Origin of the sequence: Gilliamella sp. wkB195, assembly GCF_001690445.1 — a bacterium.
Taxonomy (GTDB): domain Bacteria; phylum Pseudomonadota; class Gammaproteobacteria; order Enterobacterales; family Orbaceae; genus Gilliamella; species Gilliamella apicola_E.
Window position 1 is genome coordinate 48,683 of the sequence record NZ_LZGP01000005.1, and the last position, 20,337, is coordinate 69,019.

Consider the following 20,337-nt stretch of genomic DNA (forward strand, 5'->3'; position numbering starts at 1 on the left):
TCAAACTATTGGGATTTCGGCAGTGTACCATATGATAAGTACAATGCCAATTTAATGTAATGATATTTCAGATCGAATCTATGTTTGAGAATATTATTTTAACAATTCGTCTTGTAACGATGATGCATTTTTGAACTCAGTATAATCGGTAATCGCTTCAGGTTGTTTTTTACCCTCCTCAGGTTGACCTAATACTTGCGATGCTATTACCAAACCTTTTTGTTCAATAACTGCACTTTTATAAAATTCAATTAAATCCTCTTTAGTGAGTTTTTTAAGTAACTCTATTTTTTTATCACGCGAATCGAATTGGAAACGAGATAAGCGATAGTCTGATCTCAAACGATCAAACTCTTCATCTAAAGATTGTGGTGGCATTGTCTGCTCTTCGATGATACTTCTCTTATACTCTTCAACATCATCATTAGATAATGCTTCTAGTTTAGTTAACATTGTTGGATAAAACGCTTGGTAACGTTTTAATAAATAAGCCGGATCATATTGATTACTTTGAACAGCAAAACCCAATCCTACTGATTCACTTATGTATGATGGAAAAACACCAACTAGATAACCTAATTGTTCATTGCTACGCAGTTGATCAAAAAACCAAGAATACATAATGTTAGCTAAAGTATATCCAACTATTTGACTCTTAGTGGAATCATAATTGATTGGAAAATAAGTCATTAACAACGCATTATCTGTGCTTTTTGCTTGTTGGGTGATTCTAGCTGTAAAGGCAGTGTTAATTTTAATCTCATCTAATGGCGTGAATTCAACATCGCGCTTCAAAGTCTTTTGAACGGCATGATAAAGATCTAATGAATCTTCATTTGAGATATTACCCAAACTAATCATATAAGGAACTGATTGAGTCATCAAACTATCGCGATAAGCTTGAACATCACTTACAGTGATATTATTGGTAATTTGTCGTCTTTCACTTCGTTCATAATAGTGAGGCATTTTCGATAAAGCGAGAACTGGCTCTGACGCTAGACGTATACTTTCAAAATGGTCAGCCCCATCAAGTCGTTGAAGATACCACGATTTAGCTAATTGTAAATTTTGCTCATCAATGGTCACTTGTCGATAACTATTAAGAATTGCTAAAACCATATCCGGTAAATGTTGATTAAAACCATTAGCGGTTACCATCAAACCATTATCAAGACCCGTTGATAATGATATTCCAGCATTACCTGCTTGAAATTGTAATTGCGTCAAATCTCGACTCACGATGTAATCAAGCAACTCAAAAGCAACTGACGATTTTGCATCTTTAAACGCCTGATTATTGCGTAAAGAAACAGCAATTACAGCCTTAGGATCGTTACTAAAGTGACGACTAACAAAATGGATATGATTACCCCGTTTACTAAATGTAGCAGGTTGAATCTGATCATTATTTTGTTTCACAATATCAAAGTTATCAGGAATATACGGATTTAACTCAGGCAAACTAAAAGAAAACGCTTTACCTAAATCGGTCCAAGTTGTTTTTAATTCATCAGTAATATTATCAACTTTATAAGGTGCATTAAGAAAATAGGCCGTTTTATCTGTAGTTTGATTTGGGGCAATTAACCACACACGAGCATTTTCTGGAGTAAAACTTTTGATTCGATTGATAACCGCATCTTTATTCAAATGTTCAGCAACATAATCAGAATCTAATACATTTTTAACTGGATAAAGAAGCATCTGATCAGATAACCATTCTACATAAGACATATCACGGTTAACATCTTTATACTTAAAGGATAAAGCAAAGACCTTTTTTATCTCATCATAATACGCATCAGAAATACCTTGCTTCTCAATTAATTGTAAATAATTAAAAATCGCAGCAATAACCTTATCTTTCTGAGCTAAGCCTTCATCGGTTAAAATAACATTAATATTAAATGTGCCACTATTACCATAATATTTACTATCACTAGTGGCTTGAATGGCTTCAACTAAGCCCTGTTTTTGTAGCTGATCAGCTAACGTATTTTTACTATTATTACTGATTAGATAAATAAGGTACTCATTGGTCTTATCAGAAAATTTGTCGATATCATTTTCAATCGGAAATTTTAACGACAACATTTTTCTTGGTTGGGCGGGTATCATAGTAATTTCTTTACCAGTAAACGCCTGAGTAATAGCTTGTTGAGTAATTGGCGCAACCGTTATATTTTTATTAGGAATTTGACCATAAGTAGATTCAGCCAACGCTTCTAAATTTTTGATCGGTTGATTACTATAAATAACGCCAACCATAATGTTAGCTGAATAATATTTATCATGAAAATTAACCAATGCATCTTGCAACTTACTATTATCTTTATCACGTAACGTTTCTAAATTCCCACCAGAAAATTGTGAAGCAGGATGATTAGGATTTATCGTTTCAGAATCAACTTGTTGAATTCGAAAACCATCACTTGAACGGTACAATGTCATCTCAGCATTAACAGCATTACGTTCTTTATCAGCAAATTTAGGATCAAAAATTGGCTCAGCAATGGCATCAGCTAAATAATCCAATGCAGTATTAATTACACCATTTTCAACTTCAAAGAAAAATGCGGTGCGATTACCGCTAGTTGTCGCATTGTAATTACCGGCATGTCGAGCCAAAAATTCTGTAAAACTTGATGGTTGAGGATATTTTTTCGACCCCATTAACACCATATGTTCTGTGTAATGAGCTAAACCTTGTTGCAGAGCTGGATCATATAAGGAACCAACAGGCAATGCGATAGAGCCGAGTGATTTGGTTGCCTTAGGATCGGAAACTAATAACACACGCATTTTATTATCAAGTTCAATCACTTCATATTGACGATCATCTCGTTCGCTTTGGTGAACTTTATCTAATAAAACAGAATGATCATGCTTATTTTCAATAGCAAATGAATTGTTAAAAGAAAAAAGAGTTAATGCAGTAAAAAATAGTGTTCTTGTTTTCATATTATTCATAGAATTCTTTCCAAATAAGCGTTCATTATATTCCGAATTAATAAATAAAACGATTAAAAACCAACAATAAAAGGACATATGTCAAATTTCAAAAAACATACCTAATTTTTATATGTATTTTATTATCTGTTTCATATATAATTCGGCCCAATACGTTTATCGTATTAATCTAGTAAAAATACGTTAGACGCTACTCAGTTCCAAACTTTCCCAAATTTGTCGATTTTATCGACGCATAAAGATACACATTAGTTTTTGATATTTAGAAATAATTTAATGGATTAAGGTAATTATATGTACTATAAGTTTGTCTTAATTGTCAGTATTTTGTTTTGCAGTTATCAAACAGTAGCAACCACAAATAGAGATAATGATGCAATAAAAGCAGATCAATTATTAAAAGAAAGTATTGATGCGAAAAAAACAAAAAATTTTGAATTAGCAATATCAAAATTAATAAAAGCGAATCAACTACAGCCAAATAATTCCGATATTCTTGTCCAACTAGGTTTCAATTATTACGCACTAACTCAGTTAGAACAAGCAAAAAAATCGTTTGAATCCGCACTTGATATCGCCCCCAATTACGTAGATGCGCAATATGGTTTAGTTAGTGTTGTTTTAGCAAAAGATCCTAACCATCCCGAAAAAGCCAAATTGTTACTTGATAAGTACTTAAATCTCACACCTAATGACGAACAATTACTGTCCCTACAGGCAAACATTGATAACATAAAAAAAAATACACATTACTGGAATATTGTTCTATCTGGCACACATAGTCGATTATCTAAATCTTTGCCAAATTGGAATGAAGTGGATTTAGCACTATCTTATCGGCTATCACCGCAAAATACCATAACCGGCCATTTAACCCAGGCAAACCGTTTTCATAGCAACGACCAAAAAATAGGCCTCACTTATTGGCATACATTCAACAATAAAGCGTATGGTTATCTATCAGGTTCTGTCGCCACATCTAAAAAATTTTACGCAACATATACAATAACAACCGGTGGGGATTATCAATTATTTTCCCCGTATAATGATCAAATAAATTCATTCCATATCACCCTCGATGCAAAGTTGGACCACTATAACGATGGCAACATTAAAACTATTTTACCGGGTATTGAACAATTTTTCTTTAATGATCGTTTATCCATAGCAGGTAAATGGTACAACACATTTGATCAAGACAACCATCATATGAGTGGTTATTTATTTAAAACCACCATATCACCTACAGAAGAATTACATCTCTTTGCAGGATATGCAAATAGTCAAGAAACATCCGACCGTTCGATAAAATTTAATCGTTCATTAATTAAAGTCAAATCTCATTTTATTGGATTGTCATATGACATATCTAATTCAATAACTGGGTTTGTAAACTATAATAATGAAGAAAGAGTTCAAACCAACCACAGCCGTAAGTTATATACTAAAAAAACACTAGGATGTGGAATAAAATGGACATTCTAACTCGATACCTAAATTTATATAATGCCTGTTTCATTTTTATTAGCTTTATTGTATTGATAGTAACCATTGCAATTTACATCAAACGTGAAATTCAATTTAGAAGACACAAGAAATTAAAATTGCAATTGCTAAAAATTTACAAAAAAGCATTGAAAACTGGTGATGAATCTTATTTTAAGCAAGAGATAACAAAAAAATTATCGCTAAATTGCGTAGCAATAATTACTGCCTATTTTTTCGAGAAACATCGCGAAAAACATATTTTAACTTATTTTGATCTGGAACCATTCCAAAATAAACTTAGGTTACTATTAAAAAAAGGCACAATAAAACAGAAAATTGATGCAGCTAACATGTTAGCATATTATCCTTGCGAAAAAACGAATCAAGCGTTAATTCAGGCTTGTAACAGTTCTCGTCAAGAAGTCGCCATTGCTGCAGCATTGAGTCTAGTTAAAAACGCTTCAGGTATTTCGATAATTCAGATAATTATTAAGCTATTTAACAAGATACCGCAAAAAGGCGTATTTTGCTTTTTTAGGCTTTTACCTTCTAATAAATTTCTAGAGCTTGAATCGCTAATCAATTGTGAAGATTTTGCCAATCACCAATTTTTTACTATTTTAAAAAAAATTTCTAAGAACTACATTACCCCCTACCTTATTCTTGCAAAAGAAGATGAGCGTATTTATATGCAAACTTTTTTTGAAAACTTACTGGGACTACAAACAACGCCACAAGGGATTATACACAGTTGTTATCTTCTTAATTTCATTAATGAAGAATGTTACATAAAGAAATCATTAACCATTGAAAAACTAATAACAGAACATTTTGATTTAAAAAGCAAACTATTTATCAATAAAAATTAAATAATTCTTAAAGCAAGAAATGTGGGTGAAACAATGAGTGATTATATAAACAACATAATGATGTTCGGTGTTAAATTCTTAGTTATAACGATTATGCTAATTGGATTAGTGCAAATATTCATCTATTTTGTGCAACTATTAGTAACAATTTATGTGTTACTTAAAAATCCAAACAAAGAGAGAAAAATCCAGACCGAAAATGACGGTATTTCACATCCAATTACCATCATTTTACCAGCTTATAATGAAAGTGTAACTATAATTGATAGTATCGAATCAACATTAGCAACTCATTATCCTAATGTTGAAATGATAGTTGTAAATGATGGCTCAACGGACAACACTTTTTCAAAAGTGAAAGAGTACTTTGATTTACAACCTATTGCGCATCACTTAAATGAACGTAATCAACTCTCTCATGCTAAAATAAGAGATGTTTATGTATCAAAAAAAGATAGCCGGCTTAGAGTTATAGATAAAGAAAATGGTGGCAAAGCAGACGCGCATAATGCCGCAATTAATTTAAGCAACTCCCCAATTATCTGTCTTATTGATGCCGATTCAATCTTAGCACCTGACGCCATTAACAAAGCTGTAGTCCCTTTAATTGACGACCCAAAAACAGTTGCAGTCGGTGGAGCGGTGCGAGTTGCTAATAGTTGCTCTATTAGAAATGGAATAATATCTAAAATCAATTTATCTAAAAGATTCATTGTACAAATTCAAGTTCTTGAATATATGAGAGTATTTCTCTTGGCAAAAATTGCTTGGAATCATTTTAATACTTTACCGATAATTTCAGGTGCATTTGGTTTATTTAGACGAGATTTTGCAATAAAGGTCGGTGGTTTTTGTGTCGGTTCTGTTGGCGAAGACTATGATATTACTCTAAAATTACACAAATATATTTATGACTCTAATGTTGATTACAAAATTGATTATGTACCAACCGCCATATGTTGGACCCAAGTGCCTGAAAAATGGAAGGTATTAAAAAACCAACGTATACGATGGCATATTGGCGCGCTACAAACTTTTATAAATTTTAAGTCGTTAACTTTTAAATTAAAATATAAAAAGTTAAGCCTTATGCTATTACCTTTTTCAATATTAACCGATATTTTAGGTCCAATTGCTGAACTGCTAGGGTACTTTTTAATCCCGTTGATTTGGTCTCTTGACATGATAGATAGCAACGTAATGTTATCTTATTTTTTAATCGTTTTTGGATACAATAGCCTGATAAGTGCTTTTGCTATAGCGATTGATGGTGTGCTATTATCAGGTTTAGATAAAACTAGATATCTACTAAAACTATTTATTACTGCATTACTAGATAACTTTGGTTATCGACAGTTATACCTATATTGGAAGCTTAAAGGCTATGCTAGATTAATAAAAGGCAATTTATCTTGGGGAAAAATGGAGAGGGTAAAATTTGACAAATAAACTTAAAATCATCTATTTATTATTTGTGATAAGTTTTATTAGTCCTGCAACATTTGCTGAAAATTTAGCGTTAAATATTAATTCCATCAATTTAAAACATTGGTATTATTTAAGTATTCCTGAAATCAAAAAAAGTGCTACCTTACTATTAAAGCTACTTGAAAAAAAAGATTTCATAAACACTAATTCTGTTCTTAAAAATACCAATGTCTATTCAAATATTAATCAATTAAATGCGGATAAGATGAAGTCAAATTATACCTCTTTGCCCAATCAATATAGATCCGATATCAATATTTCGATGTGGAATTGGCATACTGAAAATTGGATTCATTCACCAAGTCAATTTCTGACTAAACTAAAACAAAAAGGGATTAATCAAGTTTATCTCCAATTAAATATAGTCAATGGGCATATTCAAAATCAAGATAAGCTATTTCAACTACTTGATATCGCGGCTAAAAAGCAGATGAGCATTATTGCTGTTGAAGGGGCACCTGATATGATTACTGATTCAGGTCTAAAAAATGCCATTGAACGCAATAAAGTCATTAAACAGTTATGCCAAATACACAATCCTTGTCTTGCTGGAATTCAATATGATATTGAACCTTACTTATTGACTGAATATGCACAAAATAAAAGTCACATTTGGCAAAAATGGAATAATGCAATAAAAACATTAAGTGAAACTTGGCAGGATAAAATTGAAATAGTCTTACCATTTTGGTTACTTGATATAGAAGACGGAAAAAATATAGTCAAAAAGACACAACCATATAGCTCAAAATTAATTATTATGGCTTATCGCACAAAATTAGCACAAATTTATACGATTAGTGCTCAATGGCTAACTTGGGGAGAGCTCAATAATAAAAAAATTGTTATCGCTCTTGAAAGCAGCATTATTGAAGATGAAACATCAGAAAACGAAAATCCATATACACAAAGTGACGAATCACAAACCACAAGCTTAAATCAATCTATTAGCTTTATGGGAGAAGAAAAAAAATTATTTAGCACGATTAACCAGCTATCAACATATTTTTCTCAATGGTCATCATTTGAACGATTTGCTTTGAATGGTTTGGAAAGTAAATAAAAGAGACAGCGTCTCTTTTATTATATAGCATATTAATGTTCGCGAGTTTTTCTGAACTCAACATCCGGATAACGTTCTTGGGTTAAATTTAGATTAACCATACTTGGTGCAATATAAGAAAGATTATCACCACCATCTAAAGCCAAATTCTGTTCACATTTACGTTTAAAGTCTTCAAGTTTCTTAGCATCGCTACACTCAACCCAACGCGCAGTGGTGACGTTTACTGGCTCATAAATTGCTTCAACGTTATATTCAGATTTCAAACGGGCAACCACCACATCAAACTGTAACACCCCAACTGCCCCAACAATTAAATCATTATTAGCAATTGGTCGGAATACTTGAACAGCCCCTTCTTCTGAAAGCTGAACTAAACCTTTTAACAATTGTTTTTGTTTAAGTGGATCTTTTAAACGAATTCGACGGAATAATTCCGGTGCAAAGTTAGGAATACCAGTAAATTTAAGATCTTCACCTTGGGTAAACGTATCCCCAATTTGAATCGTACCGTGATTATGCAAACCAATAATATCACCAGCATAAGCTTGCTCAACATGATCACGATCGCCTGCCATAAAGGTTAATGCATCAGAAATATTAACATCTTTAGCAATGCGAACATGGCGTAACTTCATACCTTTTTCATATTTACCTGAAACAATGCGCATAAATGCAACACGGTCTCGGTGTTTAGGGTCCATATTTGCTTGGATCTTAAATACAAAACCGGTAAATTTTTCTTCGCTTGCTTCAACTTCTCGTTTATCTGTTTGCCGAGGCTGTGGTGCTGGCGCCCAAGCGGTTAGACCATCAAGCATATGATCTACACCAAAATTACCCAACGCAGTACCAAAAAACACAGGCGTTAAATCACCAGACAAAAATGCATCTAAATCAAACTCATTTGATGCACCTTGCACTAATTCTAATTCATCACGAAGTTGTTGGGCTAAATCATCACCAATGGTGCTATCAAGTTCAGGATTATCTAATCCTTTAATGATTCTAACTTCTTGAATGGTATGACCTTTACCGGTTTGATAAAGATAAGTTTCATTTTTAGCTAAATGATAGACCCCTTTAAATAACTTACCACAACCAATTGGCCAAGTAATTGGGGCGCACATAATATTAAGCTCGTTTTCAACTTCATCTAACAACTCCATCGGATCACGAATATCACGGTCGAGCTTATTCATAAAAGTTAAAATAGGCGTATTTCGTAAACGTGTAACTTCCATTAATTTACGCGTTCTGTCTTCGACACCTTTTGCTGCATCAATCACCATCAAACAACTATCAACCGCGGTTAGGGTTCGATAAGTGTCTTCCGAAAAATCCTCATGCCCTGGGGTGTCAAGTAAGTTCACCAAACAGTCATTATAAGGAAATTGCATAACGGACGTTGTAATTGAAATACCACGCTGTTTTTCCATCTCCATCCAGTCTGACTTAGCGTGCTGCGCATTAGCACCACGCCCTTTTACGGTTCCCGCAGTTTGAATGGCTTGTCCAAAAAGCAAAACTTTTTCGGTAATGGTTGTTTTACCAGCATCGGGGTGAGAGATAATTGCAAAAGTACGACGAGCATTCACTTCGTCTAAATAAGCTTGTTCTGTCATAAAATTAATTAATTTAGCTAAGCAAAAAAATGATGCGGTATTCTAGCAGGTCTCTATCTATATTGCCATTGATGAACGCTATTTTGCTATTTGCCTGATATCTATGCATAATAGAGCAAATAAAATCGAAGATGATATAATTAATCAATTATAACGGTGTCTACGCTAAATATTTCTCAATAACTAAATAGATATGAATATTCGTGACTTAAAATTGTTTTTACATCTCTGTGATACATGTCATTTTGGAATAAGTGCCGATGCTATGCATGTAAGCCCTTCCACCCTTTCAAGGCAGATCCAGCGCCTTGAAGAACAATTTGGTCATCGATTATTTATCCGCGACAACCGACAAGTTCAAATTACCCACGAAGGTGAAAAAGTAAAACACTTTGCCCAACAAGTCATTAATCTACACCAACAATTAAAGCAAGAATTGGACCAAGCCGATCAACGATTAGTTGGTGAATTAACCTTATTTTGCTCGGTCACAGCGGCTTACAGCCATCTACCTGAAATACTTGATCGCTTTCGCCTACACTACCCATTAGTAGAAATTAAACTATTTACAGGAGATGCAGCCGATGCTGTTGAAAAAATTCAATCTCATCAAGCTGATTTAGCTATTGCAGGAAAACCCAAACAACTACCATCTGGTGTTGAATTTATTAAATTAGGCGAAATTGAAATGGTATTACTCATACCTAAACTTAATAGTTCATTCAGTGACAAATTGCATCAAAAAGCACCAGATTGGCATAATATCCCATTCATATTGCCTGAGCACGGTCCAAGCCGACATCGAATAGATTTATGGTTTAAACAACAAAAAATCATCAGCCCCAAAATTTATGCAACGGTAGCTGGGCACGAAGCCATTGTCTCCATGGTTGCTTTGGGTTGTGGAGTGGCTTTATTGCCTAAAGTAGTAATGGAAAATAGCCCAGAAAGAGTAAGAGAACGCATCACCGAATGGTCAACCAATTTAATGGAACCGTTTGATGTTGGCATCTGTGTGCAAAAAAGACGATTATCAGAAAAAATTATTTCAGCATTTTGGGCTATTAGTAACCCAAATTTACCAACCCAATAATAAATTATATAATAAACTGTAGTTAATGAGTAAATAGCTGTTAAGCAAAATGTAGGGAATGAATGTAATGCCAATAAAATTAAAAAAAACAAGCACGTTATCCACCTTACTCTTTTTAATAATATCTTCAAATCCTAGCGGTGCTGAATTAGGTGATCCTGCAAACCAAAATCCAATTAATCATAAACCTCAATGGTTGGTTGTTCATAGCTCAAACTACTATGATGGTGATAGTGATGATCTTGTTACCGCTGGAATAGGGTTTACTGCCTTATCAAAAATGATCCAAAAGATCAATTATGCCGATCCATCAAATCCTACTCCCCAAGAATTACGTCGTGCAAAATTAAATCGATTTATTGATACAAAAACCGGAGAAGGCTCTCTATTTGGATTCAAAAGTGAAGAATTGTCGCCTTTATTTGATGGAAAAATTGCAGGCACAGAAATTTTAGCCACCATTAAAGATGAAAATGTTGGCTTGCTATTACAAGTTCCCATCGATTTTAATAAGAAAAAACCCTGTATTGTTGTCGTACCAGCTTCTGGTTCTGATGGACTATATAACGCCAAAGATATACAAATCCGTGGATTGTGGGGTCTTAAACATAACTGCGCAGTAGTTTATAACGACAAAGGTTTAGGTACTGGTATTTATGATATTACCAACGAGCAAGGCTTTACTGTTGATGGTCTAGTTGCTAAGGACAATATACTCTTTAAGCCAACTATACAAAATCAAAAAGAGTTTATCAAAAATAATCCGCACCGTTATGCAGTAAAACAGCTCCATTCAAAGCAAAACCAAGAAGCAAAATGGCCAACATATACCTTCTATTCAATTGTTTTCGCTTTATATGAATTAAATGAACTATTTCCGGAACCTAATAATCTTTACTTTAACGATACTAATACCATCATATTAGTCTATGGAGCTGAGGATGGTGGAGCTGCGGCACTTAAGCTAGCTGAATTACGTTTAAGAAGTAGAATTAATGGTGTGGTTGCAGTTAATCCACAAATTCAAACAAGTTTAGAAAATAGTAACGAAAACATAAGCTCTCGTTCATTACCCGATTATAGCTCCTATGGGGCACTTTATATTCCTTGTGCCATACCGGCAATTGAACCGAATAAGCAGGACAAATACGTCCCCGATGCCTCAAAGTATCTTTTTTCACAAAACCGTTGTGATGCATTAAAACAAGCCAACTTACTACCAACCGGCACGCCGAAAGAGGCATTAAACAAACTTTATGATTATGGTTGGAAGCCTGAAATGAGCAACCAATTACCTTATTTCTATCTTAATGAATCAATTGCCTACCCTTATAAATATATTAGCGCCTATGGTCGATATGATGTAACTGAAAACATGTGTGACTTTTCAGTGGCAAGTACCCAACAAGACCCATATTATAATTCTGGTGAAGTAAAACCACTAAAACAAGTCAATTTTGCCGAAATTTGGGGATTATCTAATGGCCAGTTACCCATCTGGGCCAACCCTGATGCCACAGCTATTGACCTGGTTGAAAATAAAGATGTCTCCTCTCCTCGACGTGAATGGTATTCAAGTTCTACCATTGAGCATCAAATAGATTATGGCACTAAAGGAGCCATTTGCTTAAGAGATAAAATAAAAGATCCACGCGTGATTAAAGGTTTAAAAGAAGTCCTGGCAACAGGTAATTTAAACAAAGTCAAAACCTTCATTGTTCATGGTAAAAATAACCCTAAACAACTTATCGACTACACATCTAGACCTTATGTTGCATTAAACAGTAAAGTTGAAGGAAAAGAGTCACAACTCCGTTATATTGAAGTTGAAAATGCAAGTTATCTTGATGGTAAAGCACCTTTTGACAATACGCTATTACCTATTGACTATTATGGTGATGAAGCCATGGAATGGTTATGGGCAAATATAACCAATCAAACCACTTTACCGGAAAGCCAAATCATTCGCACAAAACCGAGAGGAGGCATTAGTGGACAAGCACCACAAGCTACGGCTGAAAACCTAGTCCCAATATCGCAAACTCCAGATGCCAACAATCTCATCACTATCGATAATGGCAAGATTACCTTTTCGCAATAAAATCAAATTCACAAATGACTATCGAACAAATCAAACTATTCGATAGTCATTTAATCATCTATATTCGACAATAAGTGAACACATTTTAGGATAAAGCTCGAAAAACAATGTTTTTAGTGGCGTATAGTTTTGTTCAAAATCAATAAAAGTATCGCTTAATAAATAGAGCTTAGGTCGACGTTTTGCCATACCGTTTAAAACTTTACCAATAAAATCCACCGAAGCATAATTTACCAACCACTCACCGCGCCACATTGCCCCCATAAAATCTTGATAATCAACTGGATAATTTACGATATAAGGCTGAATCTGCCGCTTAGTGAAGGTATTGAATGATGAAAGAGATTGCCTAGCATTAAATTCCGCCCAATATTTTGACAAAAAATGGTCCCAAATAATATCCAAGGTGATCGGTGCAACACGTTGATGTGATTGTCGAAAAAGCAATTTAGCTTGCTTAACTTCAGCAAAACTATCAATCAAACGATCAATCCTACGATGCAACATAATCCCATCGGCAATCGCTTTGGGATATTGTCGATAAGCATCGCCTTTAACAAAATCAGCAACGGTATTACCAATCAACGAACTATTTGCCAACGTTGCCAAATGTAAATGTGCAAGAATATTCATGGCTAATCTCGATGTTTAAACTCCCCTTCAGCAAAGCCTTCTCGCCAATAGCTGGTTATATGAACCGAATTAGGTGCCAAATCGACATATTTATCTTTAATGGCCTGACGTAACTGTCTAGCAAGCGAGCTCTCTAATCCGCCCCAAAACAATAGATTATCTTGCTGACTAAACTCCCTACTCATCACCGCATCAACTAATTGATTAGGATGATTAGCATCTTTAATCAACCATTGAACAGATAAAACAGATAGCAGTTCAACGATATCGGTCTTGTGATTCACCTCAATAAAAGCAACGGCTTTATGATTTACAGGTAAATGTTCAAGGGTATAACAGATGGCAGGCAGAGAAGACACATCCCCCATCAAAATCAAATATTGATTATCAAACTCTAACTTACCTGCTGTCCCGACTATCCCGATTTGATCGCCCACTTTTGCCTGTTGAGCCCAAACCGTCGCTAAACCGCTGGCATGAATCGCAAAATCAATCACAATTTGATTGGACGACTCATCATAAGCCCGAATACTATAACTGCGAGCAAATTGACGAACTTTATCACTCACTAAAATTTTATTATTTTCATCTAACATCGGGAAAGTAATTTTGCCAGTCAAAGGATCAGCGAATAACAACTTTAAATGAGGACAAATCCAATTTGGATTAACTGCTAACGGCTTATTGCAACTAAAAGATAATCGCAAATAACTTTCTGACGGCCGCTCAATTTTAATCACCGTCAATAAAGCATTAATAATGTATTTTTTTGATTTTTCGTGCATTTGGTGTTCTCTTCTATTCCTCTAATATCGCATCACTATCATACAACATAATTGGTATAAAAAAGGGGAATTTTTAATCGCGGGAAAGAGAAAAAACCACCCTGAATGGGTGGAATCTAAATCAATAGCAAGTATTAAAAGCGTAAGGCCCCAAACGCCCCACACCAATCCTGATCGAATTTAACCACAGCAGCATCAACGGCCGGATCTGAAATAAACAGCTCCGCCACATCCACGGGCAAGGTAATTGACTGACAACCAGCAAGCATACAATCTAAAGCTTGTCTTGGCGTTCTAAAACTGGCTGCTAACACCATCGATTCAGGGCTATGCAAATCTAACAGCGCTTGTAGCTCATAAACCGTATCTTTACTATTACCACCTTGGGCATCAATACGATTAACATAAGGAGCAATATATTTTGCACCAGCAAGCGCAGCCAAAAAGCCCTGACCCGCACCATAAACGGCCGTACCTAAAGTTGGAATACCCTGCTTGGTCAACTCCTTAATCGCCATCAACCCCTCAGCATTAACAGGGATTTTAGTCACAATCGATGGAATGACTTTACGAAGTTGCTCAGCTTCCTTAATCATCTCTTTAGCATTATGAGAAAGCACTTGCGCAAATAACAACTTATCAGAACCCAGCAAATCTTGTAATTCAGATAACAAATCAAAAATTGGCTTACCCGATTTAGCGACAATACTTGGATTAGTGGTAACCCCCTTTATTGGCAAAATTGCAGCTAAACGCTTAATCGCTGCAACATCGGCTGTATCTAAATATAATTCCATACCCACTCCTAATTAAATGCTTAATTGATGAGTAGCATAGTAAAAAAAAATTTAACTCAAGCCTAGAAGACAAATTTTCTATTTACTGGACTTTTGTACGATAAACAGCAAAATGCGATCTCGATCACATTTTTAATAATAATTAATAACACATTAAATTAAATAAATTTTTCAACTTTAACTCTACAAGCTATAATTAAACCAACTGCACATTACTTGGTTTACTAACAATATGACCACAACCCTAAAAAACGTATTAACTCAGCTCACTAACCAACAAATCAACCATCTCTATTTTGCCAATAACCAACAAACGGCACCGCTACATGCTTATCAAGTTGATTTTCCGAGGATCGAAGTGATTATAGAAGGCCAGCAGCTTATGCAATGGGCTGACAGCAATGGCAAAATAATGACACAACAACTTGAAGTTAATGATCTGCTCTACATTACCGCTAACAGTTGGAACAAACCTATCCGCACAACCCCAATCACCTGGTTAAACATCTTATTTGGTAAACAGCAAATTGGCATCAGCATTGTTTATTGGGACGGCAACCAATTAATTCCGCTAGCACAAACCAACATACCAAGGCGAGGTCCACGAGTTGGCACCTTTATTATTCAAGCGCTATCTGAATTGACTTGGCAAAATCAACCACAAACTCAAACCGGCTACTACTTGATTCAAAGCCTGCTTAGTAACACCCTAGATTTACTCAATGCCGACATAAAAACCGCATCAAAAACCACCAGCTTATTCGAAGCAATACGCCAATATATTGATACTCATTTTCGGGAAGATATAAGCCGTGAATTTCTAGCTAAAATGTTTTATATCTCACCCAACTATTTATCCTATCTATTCAAAAACGAAGGCAAAATTGGCTTAAATGAATATCTCAACCATATCCGGATAGAGTACGCAAAATCACTACTTAAAGATTACGACTTAAACGTCAAAGAAATCTCGCTTGAAGCGGGTTTTAAAGATAGTAACTACTTTTGCCGAATTTTTAGAAAAAAAACCGAACGAACACCCACTGAATATCGACGGCAATATCATAGTAAATTATCGGAAAAGTAAACTCAGTTAATTGAAAGTAAAACAGAAGTTTCAAATTGCAAGCAATTAAGGAGCCCAAAAACCCCGTTCCTCAACTTTTTTACTATAAAAACAAAAAAATTAGTCCTAATCAAGACTGTGTTTTAAACACTTCAAGTCAACTATCTAACGGACTTATTGCTATCTCCAGTTTATTTACTCAAGTAATATGAACTATCGAATAAAAGTTAAGGAGAAACACAAAGTCCGTTGTAGTTGCGAGATCGGTCCACGAATAGGGTATTACCGTAGTACGAGCCCACAACAAACGGCTGATTATATGTAGGATTGGTATCAACTGTCCAATAATCTCTAAAGGAAAAATTGGCTTGTGAGTAATTTTTCATCAAACCCCACTCGGTAAAAAATCCTGCGCCGATTATACGCTGATAATAATTATCGATTGAAGAAGGAGTTGCACCGACTGAACCTTTACATTCATCATTTAAAGTACTATTTTCAGCACAAAAAGCATTAGTTAAATCTTTAACCTTAGGAACTCTGTAACCGATACGTTTACACCAAGATAATGTATTAGCATAATTGTCTTCAAAAGTACCTCGGTTGATGAACCACTGCTTTAACTCAAACCCATACTTAACAACTTCATTACCTTGGCTGTCACGACCGATTAACTCGAAAGTCTGAGGTAAGGAAGGGCTTGGTATATTTCCAGGATTTTTAGCTCTCCATTGTGATGAAGTTGCAACAGGGCCAGTTAATGTAACACGAACCCCTGTATTTGATGAATTTGTCATAGTAGCGGTAATACCGCCATGGGAGACCGTATCCCAAGTTAATGGCTGATGATTACCAGCAATAATTAAATCAAAAAACAAATTGTTAGCGCCTGTAGTGGGGAAGTTTAAATTATAAGATGACGAAATAAAAGACTGTGGAATAAAACCCTTATCAGTTTTCCACATAGTAGTTGGACCAGCATAACTAGAATTACCGTAAGTTGTATCTGGCTTGGCAAAACAAAACGTTGGCAATTCTTTAGGATTAATATGATAAGTAACACTATTAGCATTAAAAGTACTACTATTAGGAATGCCATAACGGGTAGTTAATGTTCCACTTGTATTAGCTAATGTAACACGATAAGAACCATTACACAGTGATGGCACTGTATCACGTGATAAGAATATATAGTCTTCATCAACAATATACAAATTTAGGTCACCAGTAACTGAAACATCAGCATCTCCATCATCATCGCTCCAATAATTAAAAGGCGCAGCAATAAGAGTATTCAAACCAACTGAATAGCTATTCCTTGGCATTAACATATCAATATCAGAAAAGCTTTGACCAGCTACAGGCAATTCAATTGGGGTTGTTGACGAATTATTTGTTGAAGGTGTGTATTTATCCCCATTAGAAAGAGATATCCATAACAGATCGTCAGTATTGATGGCTCGCGTGCGCCCTTCATCAAATGTTAAATAAGGCGCATTCCCTTGAATCGCATTTGATGTTATAGAAGTTAATGCATCACAAGAATACGAAGTTATAAACAAAAAGCCATACGACAAAAGCATTTGGCGAGATAATATGAAAGCATAATTTAATCGTTTGGAAGATATTTGCAATGATCTACATAACGATCTTAAAATTTTGACGATTAATAAACTAGAGTTAAAAAAAAGACTTTTTGAGCTTAAATTAAGTAAGTGTAAATTATAAATTGAACAGATTTGGTCTTTGAAATTGCATATCATAACAAATACCTTATCAATTAAGTTTTATTTAAATTTTTATTTTTATCTACTGCTCCTTAACTAACAATAACTTCTCATTAAAATACTACTTACTAAACTGCGAGTAAAGGATAAAAATCTCCCACCCTATGCGCAATGTATTTCCTTACTAAATAATTAATACTGTAACATTCTATCTTACAAATAGACATTTTAACAATGAGAATTGTGATTTTATAATACAACACATTCGTCAATAAAATCCATCATAGCCTAAAGGCCGATTATTGATATGCTTTACAAAATCGTTTTTTAACGCTTGGCTACATTGACTCTTTGAGTCAGCTAACTCATAACAACTTAAGGCTATCTTTTCTCAACCACCTCATTGAGCTTACCATTAGGCACAGCAAAACTCTAACCTACAGCAGGCAAAACGATGGGTGTTGTAGATGAGATTTTGGTTGAAGGCGTATATTTAACACCATTAGATAACGTAATACCGTTCAGATCATTTGTATCAACCGTTCGAATACAACCATCATCAAACGTTAAATATGGAACATTACCGTGGATAATATTTGAAGTTTGTTTGGTTAATGCATAGCTGGAAAAAAAGACAGACAGCAAAATAGCTAAAATAGTCTGCCTGAATAATTGAGGAATTATCGCGTTTAAGATCTCTTGTATAAACGCCTTAAACACATGAAAAACATCGGCATTTAACTCCATTTAATTTATAATATATTTTTGCAAGCAAGATAGTGATCTGATTTATTTTATTTTTATGCCTTCTGTTTCATCTTTTAGCCATTGAACTAAAATTGGGTAAAAAGTATAATCGCCACCCAAAATTGGATTTTTCAATTCGTTAACGAATATACTTTTTATATTTCCACCTCGCTAATGGCACTAAGGATAAGTGCAAAGCCCTACCGATTTATCATACGAGGGTTCAGCCCAATGTATATGACCATCTGTAGGAAAAACGACGAACCGACTCAAACTTTTTTCATCACTGGTCCAGTACCATCGGACAGCGTCAAAGTTGGTTCGATCATATTTGCCTATATTACCCCACTCCGCAAGCAAGCCTGCACCAATTGTACGCATATAATAATCACCTGATGATGAAGGTGTACCACCAGTAATTTCATAACGTTTTGCATTAGTTAAATCTTTAACTCTAGAAAGGCGATAACCAATACTTTTACACCAGGATTCCATGCTAGAATAGGTGTAATAACTTTTACCTCGGTTGACAAACCATTGTTTTAATGTAAAACCATATTTAACGATAGCTTTACCTTTACTATCTCGACCAACTAACTCGAATGTCTGAGGCAAAGTAGGCTTAGTAATAGGACCTGGATTGCCGGAATTCCATTGGGATTGAGTTGCAACAGGGCCAGTTAAGGTAACTCGTGCGCTTGTAGCTGTAACATCAGTCATAGTAGCAGTGATACCACCATGCGAAACAGGAGCCCAAGATAGTGCCTCAGTATAACCAATCCGCAAATCAAAGAACATGTTGTTAGCTCCAGTAGTTGGAAAGTTTTTACCATAATCTAATGGGTTAGTTGACTGAGGGAAAAAACCAAGAGAAGGATTGAAAATTTCAGGAGGACCTGCTTTTACACCACCCTCTCCCTCATAAGATAAGCTTGGGCTGACAAAACAAATATCAATACCCACAGGTTTGACATAATAAGTGACATTATTGGAATTAAGACTACTACTATTTGGAAGACCATAACGAGTGCTTAATGTACCACCTATAGCCTCTAATACAATCCGATAAGGTGCACCACAAGACGTTAGCACTGTATTGCGCGATGATATAGTTCTACCGATTCTATCATAGATAGATAACCTTAAAAAACCAGAAATATTAATATCACCATCACCATCATCATCATCCCAATAAGGAAGTAGAATTCTGTCTAATTCGACTGAATCTTCTCCTCTTGGGATGAACATATTTATATCAGAAAAGCTTTGACCTTTAGCAGGTAACTCAATTGGTGTTGAAGATGATGAAGTATTGGTTGTAGTCGTGTATCGCTTTCCGTTAGATAACGTAATATTGAGCAGATAATCAAGATCAAGAGTACTAGTCCGGCCACCATCGAAAGTTAAATGCGGTGGATTACCATGAATCATATTCGTGGTTTTAGAGGTTAATGCATGGCTAGAATAAAAAGGTATTAACAAAAAGCCAAGCGGTAAAAAGATCTGCCGAAATAATTTAGATCTGAGAGTTGATCGGAATGATCTAAATGACGATCGAAATAACGATCGGTGCAACGATTCACTATGCGATCTTGAATTTTCGTCGATTAATAAACTGGAGTGAAAAAAAAGAGGTTGAGAGTTTAAATTTGGTGAATTTAAATTATAGGTTGGCCAAGTTGCCTGTTGCCTGTTGCCTGTTGAAAATTGTAATACATATTCGACCATCCTGTCAAGTAAATTTTTGATTTATTTACTATTTTATGTTTGTTGATAAAATTTTAGCTATTCAGCTAAATTGATCCGAAAGTATAGTAACTGGAAAAATATGACGCAATAAATTTTTTACTTTATATTGTTAACTTTTGTAAATATGATCAAA

The 20,337-nt window shown here is 34.8% G+C and carries 15 protein-coding genes; 7 read left to right on the plus strand and 8 right to left on the minus strand.

Annotation, left to right across the window (positions count from 1 at the left end):
* Window positions 1–93 precede the first annotated feature (93 nt).
* Complete coding sequence (gene ptrA, locus A9G08_RS01265) at window positions 94–2,973, minus strand: pitrilysin (RefSeq protein WP_065561945.1); 2,880 nt, start codon at window positions 2,971–2,973, stop codon at window positions 94–96.
* A gap of 294 nt (window positions 2,974–3,267) precedes the next feature.
* Here ptrA and A9G08_RS01270 point away from each other — a divergent pair, with 294 nt between their 5' ends.
* Genes A9G08_RS01270 through A9G08_RS01285 form a run of 4 tightly spaced genes read left to right on the plus strand, consistent with a single transcriptional unit; the run spans window position 3,268 to window position 7,881 of the window.
* Window positions 3,268–4,458, plus strand: coding sequence for a YaiO family outer membrane beta-barrel protein (locus tag A9G08_RS01270; protein WP_065561946.1), 1,191 nt, complete (start codon window positions 3,268–3,270; stop codon window positions 4,456–4,458).
* The gene (locus tag A9G08_RS01275; RefSeq protein WP_065561947.1) at window positions 4,446–5,330 is read left to right on the plus strand and encodes a hypothetical protein; all 885 of its coding nucleotides are present in this window, start codon (window positions 4,446–4,448) and stop codon (window positions 5,328–5,330) included. Before A9G08_RS01270 ends, A9G08_RS01275 begins: the two co-directional genes overlap by 13 nt.
* A gap of 33 nt (window positions 5,331–5,363) precedes the next feature.
* A complete protein-coding gene (locus A9G08_RS01280) occupies window positions 5,364–6,779 on the plus strand; it encodes a glycosyltransferase family 2 protein (protein ID WP_065561967.1) in 1,416 nt (471 codons plus the stop codon).
* Window positions 6,769–7,881: a hypothetical protein gene (locus tag A9G08_RS01285; protein ID WP_065561948.1), complete on the plus strand. Its 1,113-nt coding sequence runs from the start codon at window positions 6,769–6,771 to the stop codon at window positions 7,879–7,881. Before A9G08_RS01280 ends, A9G08_RS01285 begins: the two co-directional genes overlap by 11 nt.
* Before the next feature lie 32 nt (window positions 7,882–7,913).
* Here A9G08_RS01285 and prfC read toward each other — a convergent pair whose 3' ends face one another.
* Entirely contained in the window at window positions 7,914–9,506 is a 1,593-nt protein-coding gene (gene prfC, locus A9G08_RS01290) for a peptide chain release factor 3 (RefSeq protein WP_065561949.1), read from the minus strand.
* Between the two features lie 193 nt (window positions 9,507–9,699).
* Here prfC and ilvY point away from each other — a divergent pair, with 193 nt between their 5' ends.
* Together ilvY and A9G08_RS01300 are read left to right on the plus strand one after the other, a co-directional pair.
* A complete protein-coding gene (gene ilvY / locus A9G08_RS01295; RefSeq protein WP_065561950.1) occupies window positions 9,700–10,599 on the plus strand; it encodes an HTH-type transcriptional activator IlvY in 900 nt (299 codons plus the stop codon).
* Between the two features lie 67 nt (window positions 10,600–10,666).
* Complete coding sequence (locus tag A9G08_RS01300) at window positions 10,667–12,700, plus strand: 3-hydroxybutyrate oligomer hydrolase family protein (RefSeq protein WP_065561951.1); 2,034 nt, start codon at window positions 10,667–10,669, stop codon at window positions 12,698–12,700.
* Window positions 12,701–12,754: 54 nt separating this feature from the next.
* Here A9G08_RS01300 and A9G08_RS01305 read toward each other — a convergent pair whose 3' ends face one another.
* The 3 genes from A9G08_RS01305 to fsa form a co-directional block, all read right to left on the minus strand.
* Window positions 12,755–13,333 (minus strand): acyl carrier protein phosphodiesterase, encoded by a 579-nt coding sequence (locus A9G08_RS01305; RefSeq protein WP_065561952.1) that lies wholly within the window; start codon window positions 13,331–13,333, stop codon window positions 12,755–12,757.
* Window positions 13,334–13,335: 2 nt separating this feature from the next.
* Window positions 13,336–14,118, minus strand: coding sequence for a siderophore-interacting protein (locus A9G08_RS01310; RefSeq protein WP_065561953.1), 783 nt, complete (start codon window positions 14,116–14,118; stop codon window positions 13,336–13,338).
* A gap of 134 nt (window positions 14,119–14,252) precedes the next feature.
* On the minus strand, window positions 14,253–14,915 hold the full coding sequence (gene fsa, locus A9G08_RS01315; RefSeq protein WP_065561954.1) for a fructose-6-phosphate aldolase: 663 nt from the start codon (window positions 14,913–14,915) through the stop codon (window positions 14,253–14,255).
* Window positions 14,916–15,147: 232 nt separating this feature from the next.
* Between fsa and A9G08_RS01320 the strand changes: the two genes are divergently transcribed.
* The gene (locus A9G08_RS01320; RefSeq protein WP_065561955.1) at window positions 15,148–16,002 is read left to right on the plus strand and encodes a helix-turn-helix domain-containing protein; all 855 of its coding nucleotides are present in this window, start codon (window positions 15,148–15,150) and stop codon (window positions 16,000–16,002) included.
* 206 nt (window positions 16,003–16,208) lie between these two features.
* On the opposite strand, the gene A9G08_RS01325 is transcribed toward A9G08_RS01320, so the two are convergent.
* The 3 genes from A9G08_RS01325 to A9G08_RS01335 all read right to left on the minus strand — a co-directional run bounded on the left by A9G08_RS01325 (window position 16,209) and on the right by A9G08_RS01335 (window position 19,937).
* Window positions 16,209–17,615, minus strand: a complete 1,407-nt coding sequence (locus tag A9G08_RS01325; RefSeq protein WP_141673898.1) for a hypothetical protein — start codon at window positions 17,613–17,615, stop codon at window positions 16,209–16,211.
* A gap of 525 nt (window positions 17,616–18,140) precedes the next feature.
* Complete coding sequence (locus A9G08_RS01330) at window positions 18,141–18,428, minus strand: hypothetical protein (protein WP_141673899.1); 288 nt, start codon at window positions 18,426–18,428, stop codon at window positions 18,141–18,143.
* A gap of 207 nt (window positions 18,429–18,635) precedes the next feature.
* Complete coding sequence (locus A9G08_RS01335; RefSeq protein ID WP_141673900.1) at window positions 18,636–19,937, minus strand: hypothetical protein; 1,302 nt, start codon at window positions 19,935–19,937, stop codon at window positions 18,636–18,638.
* Between the last annotated feature and the right edge of the window lie 400 nt (window positions 19,938–20,337).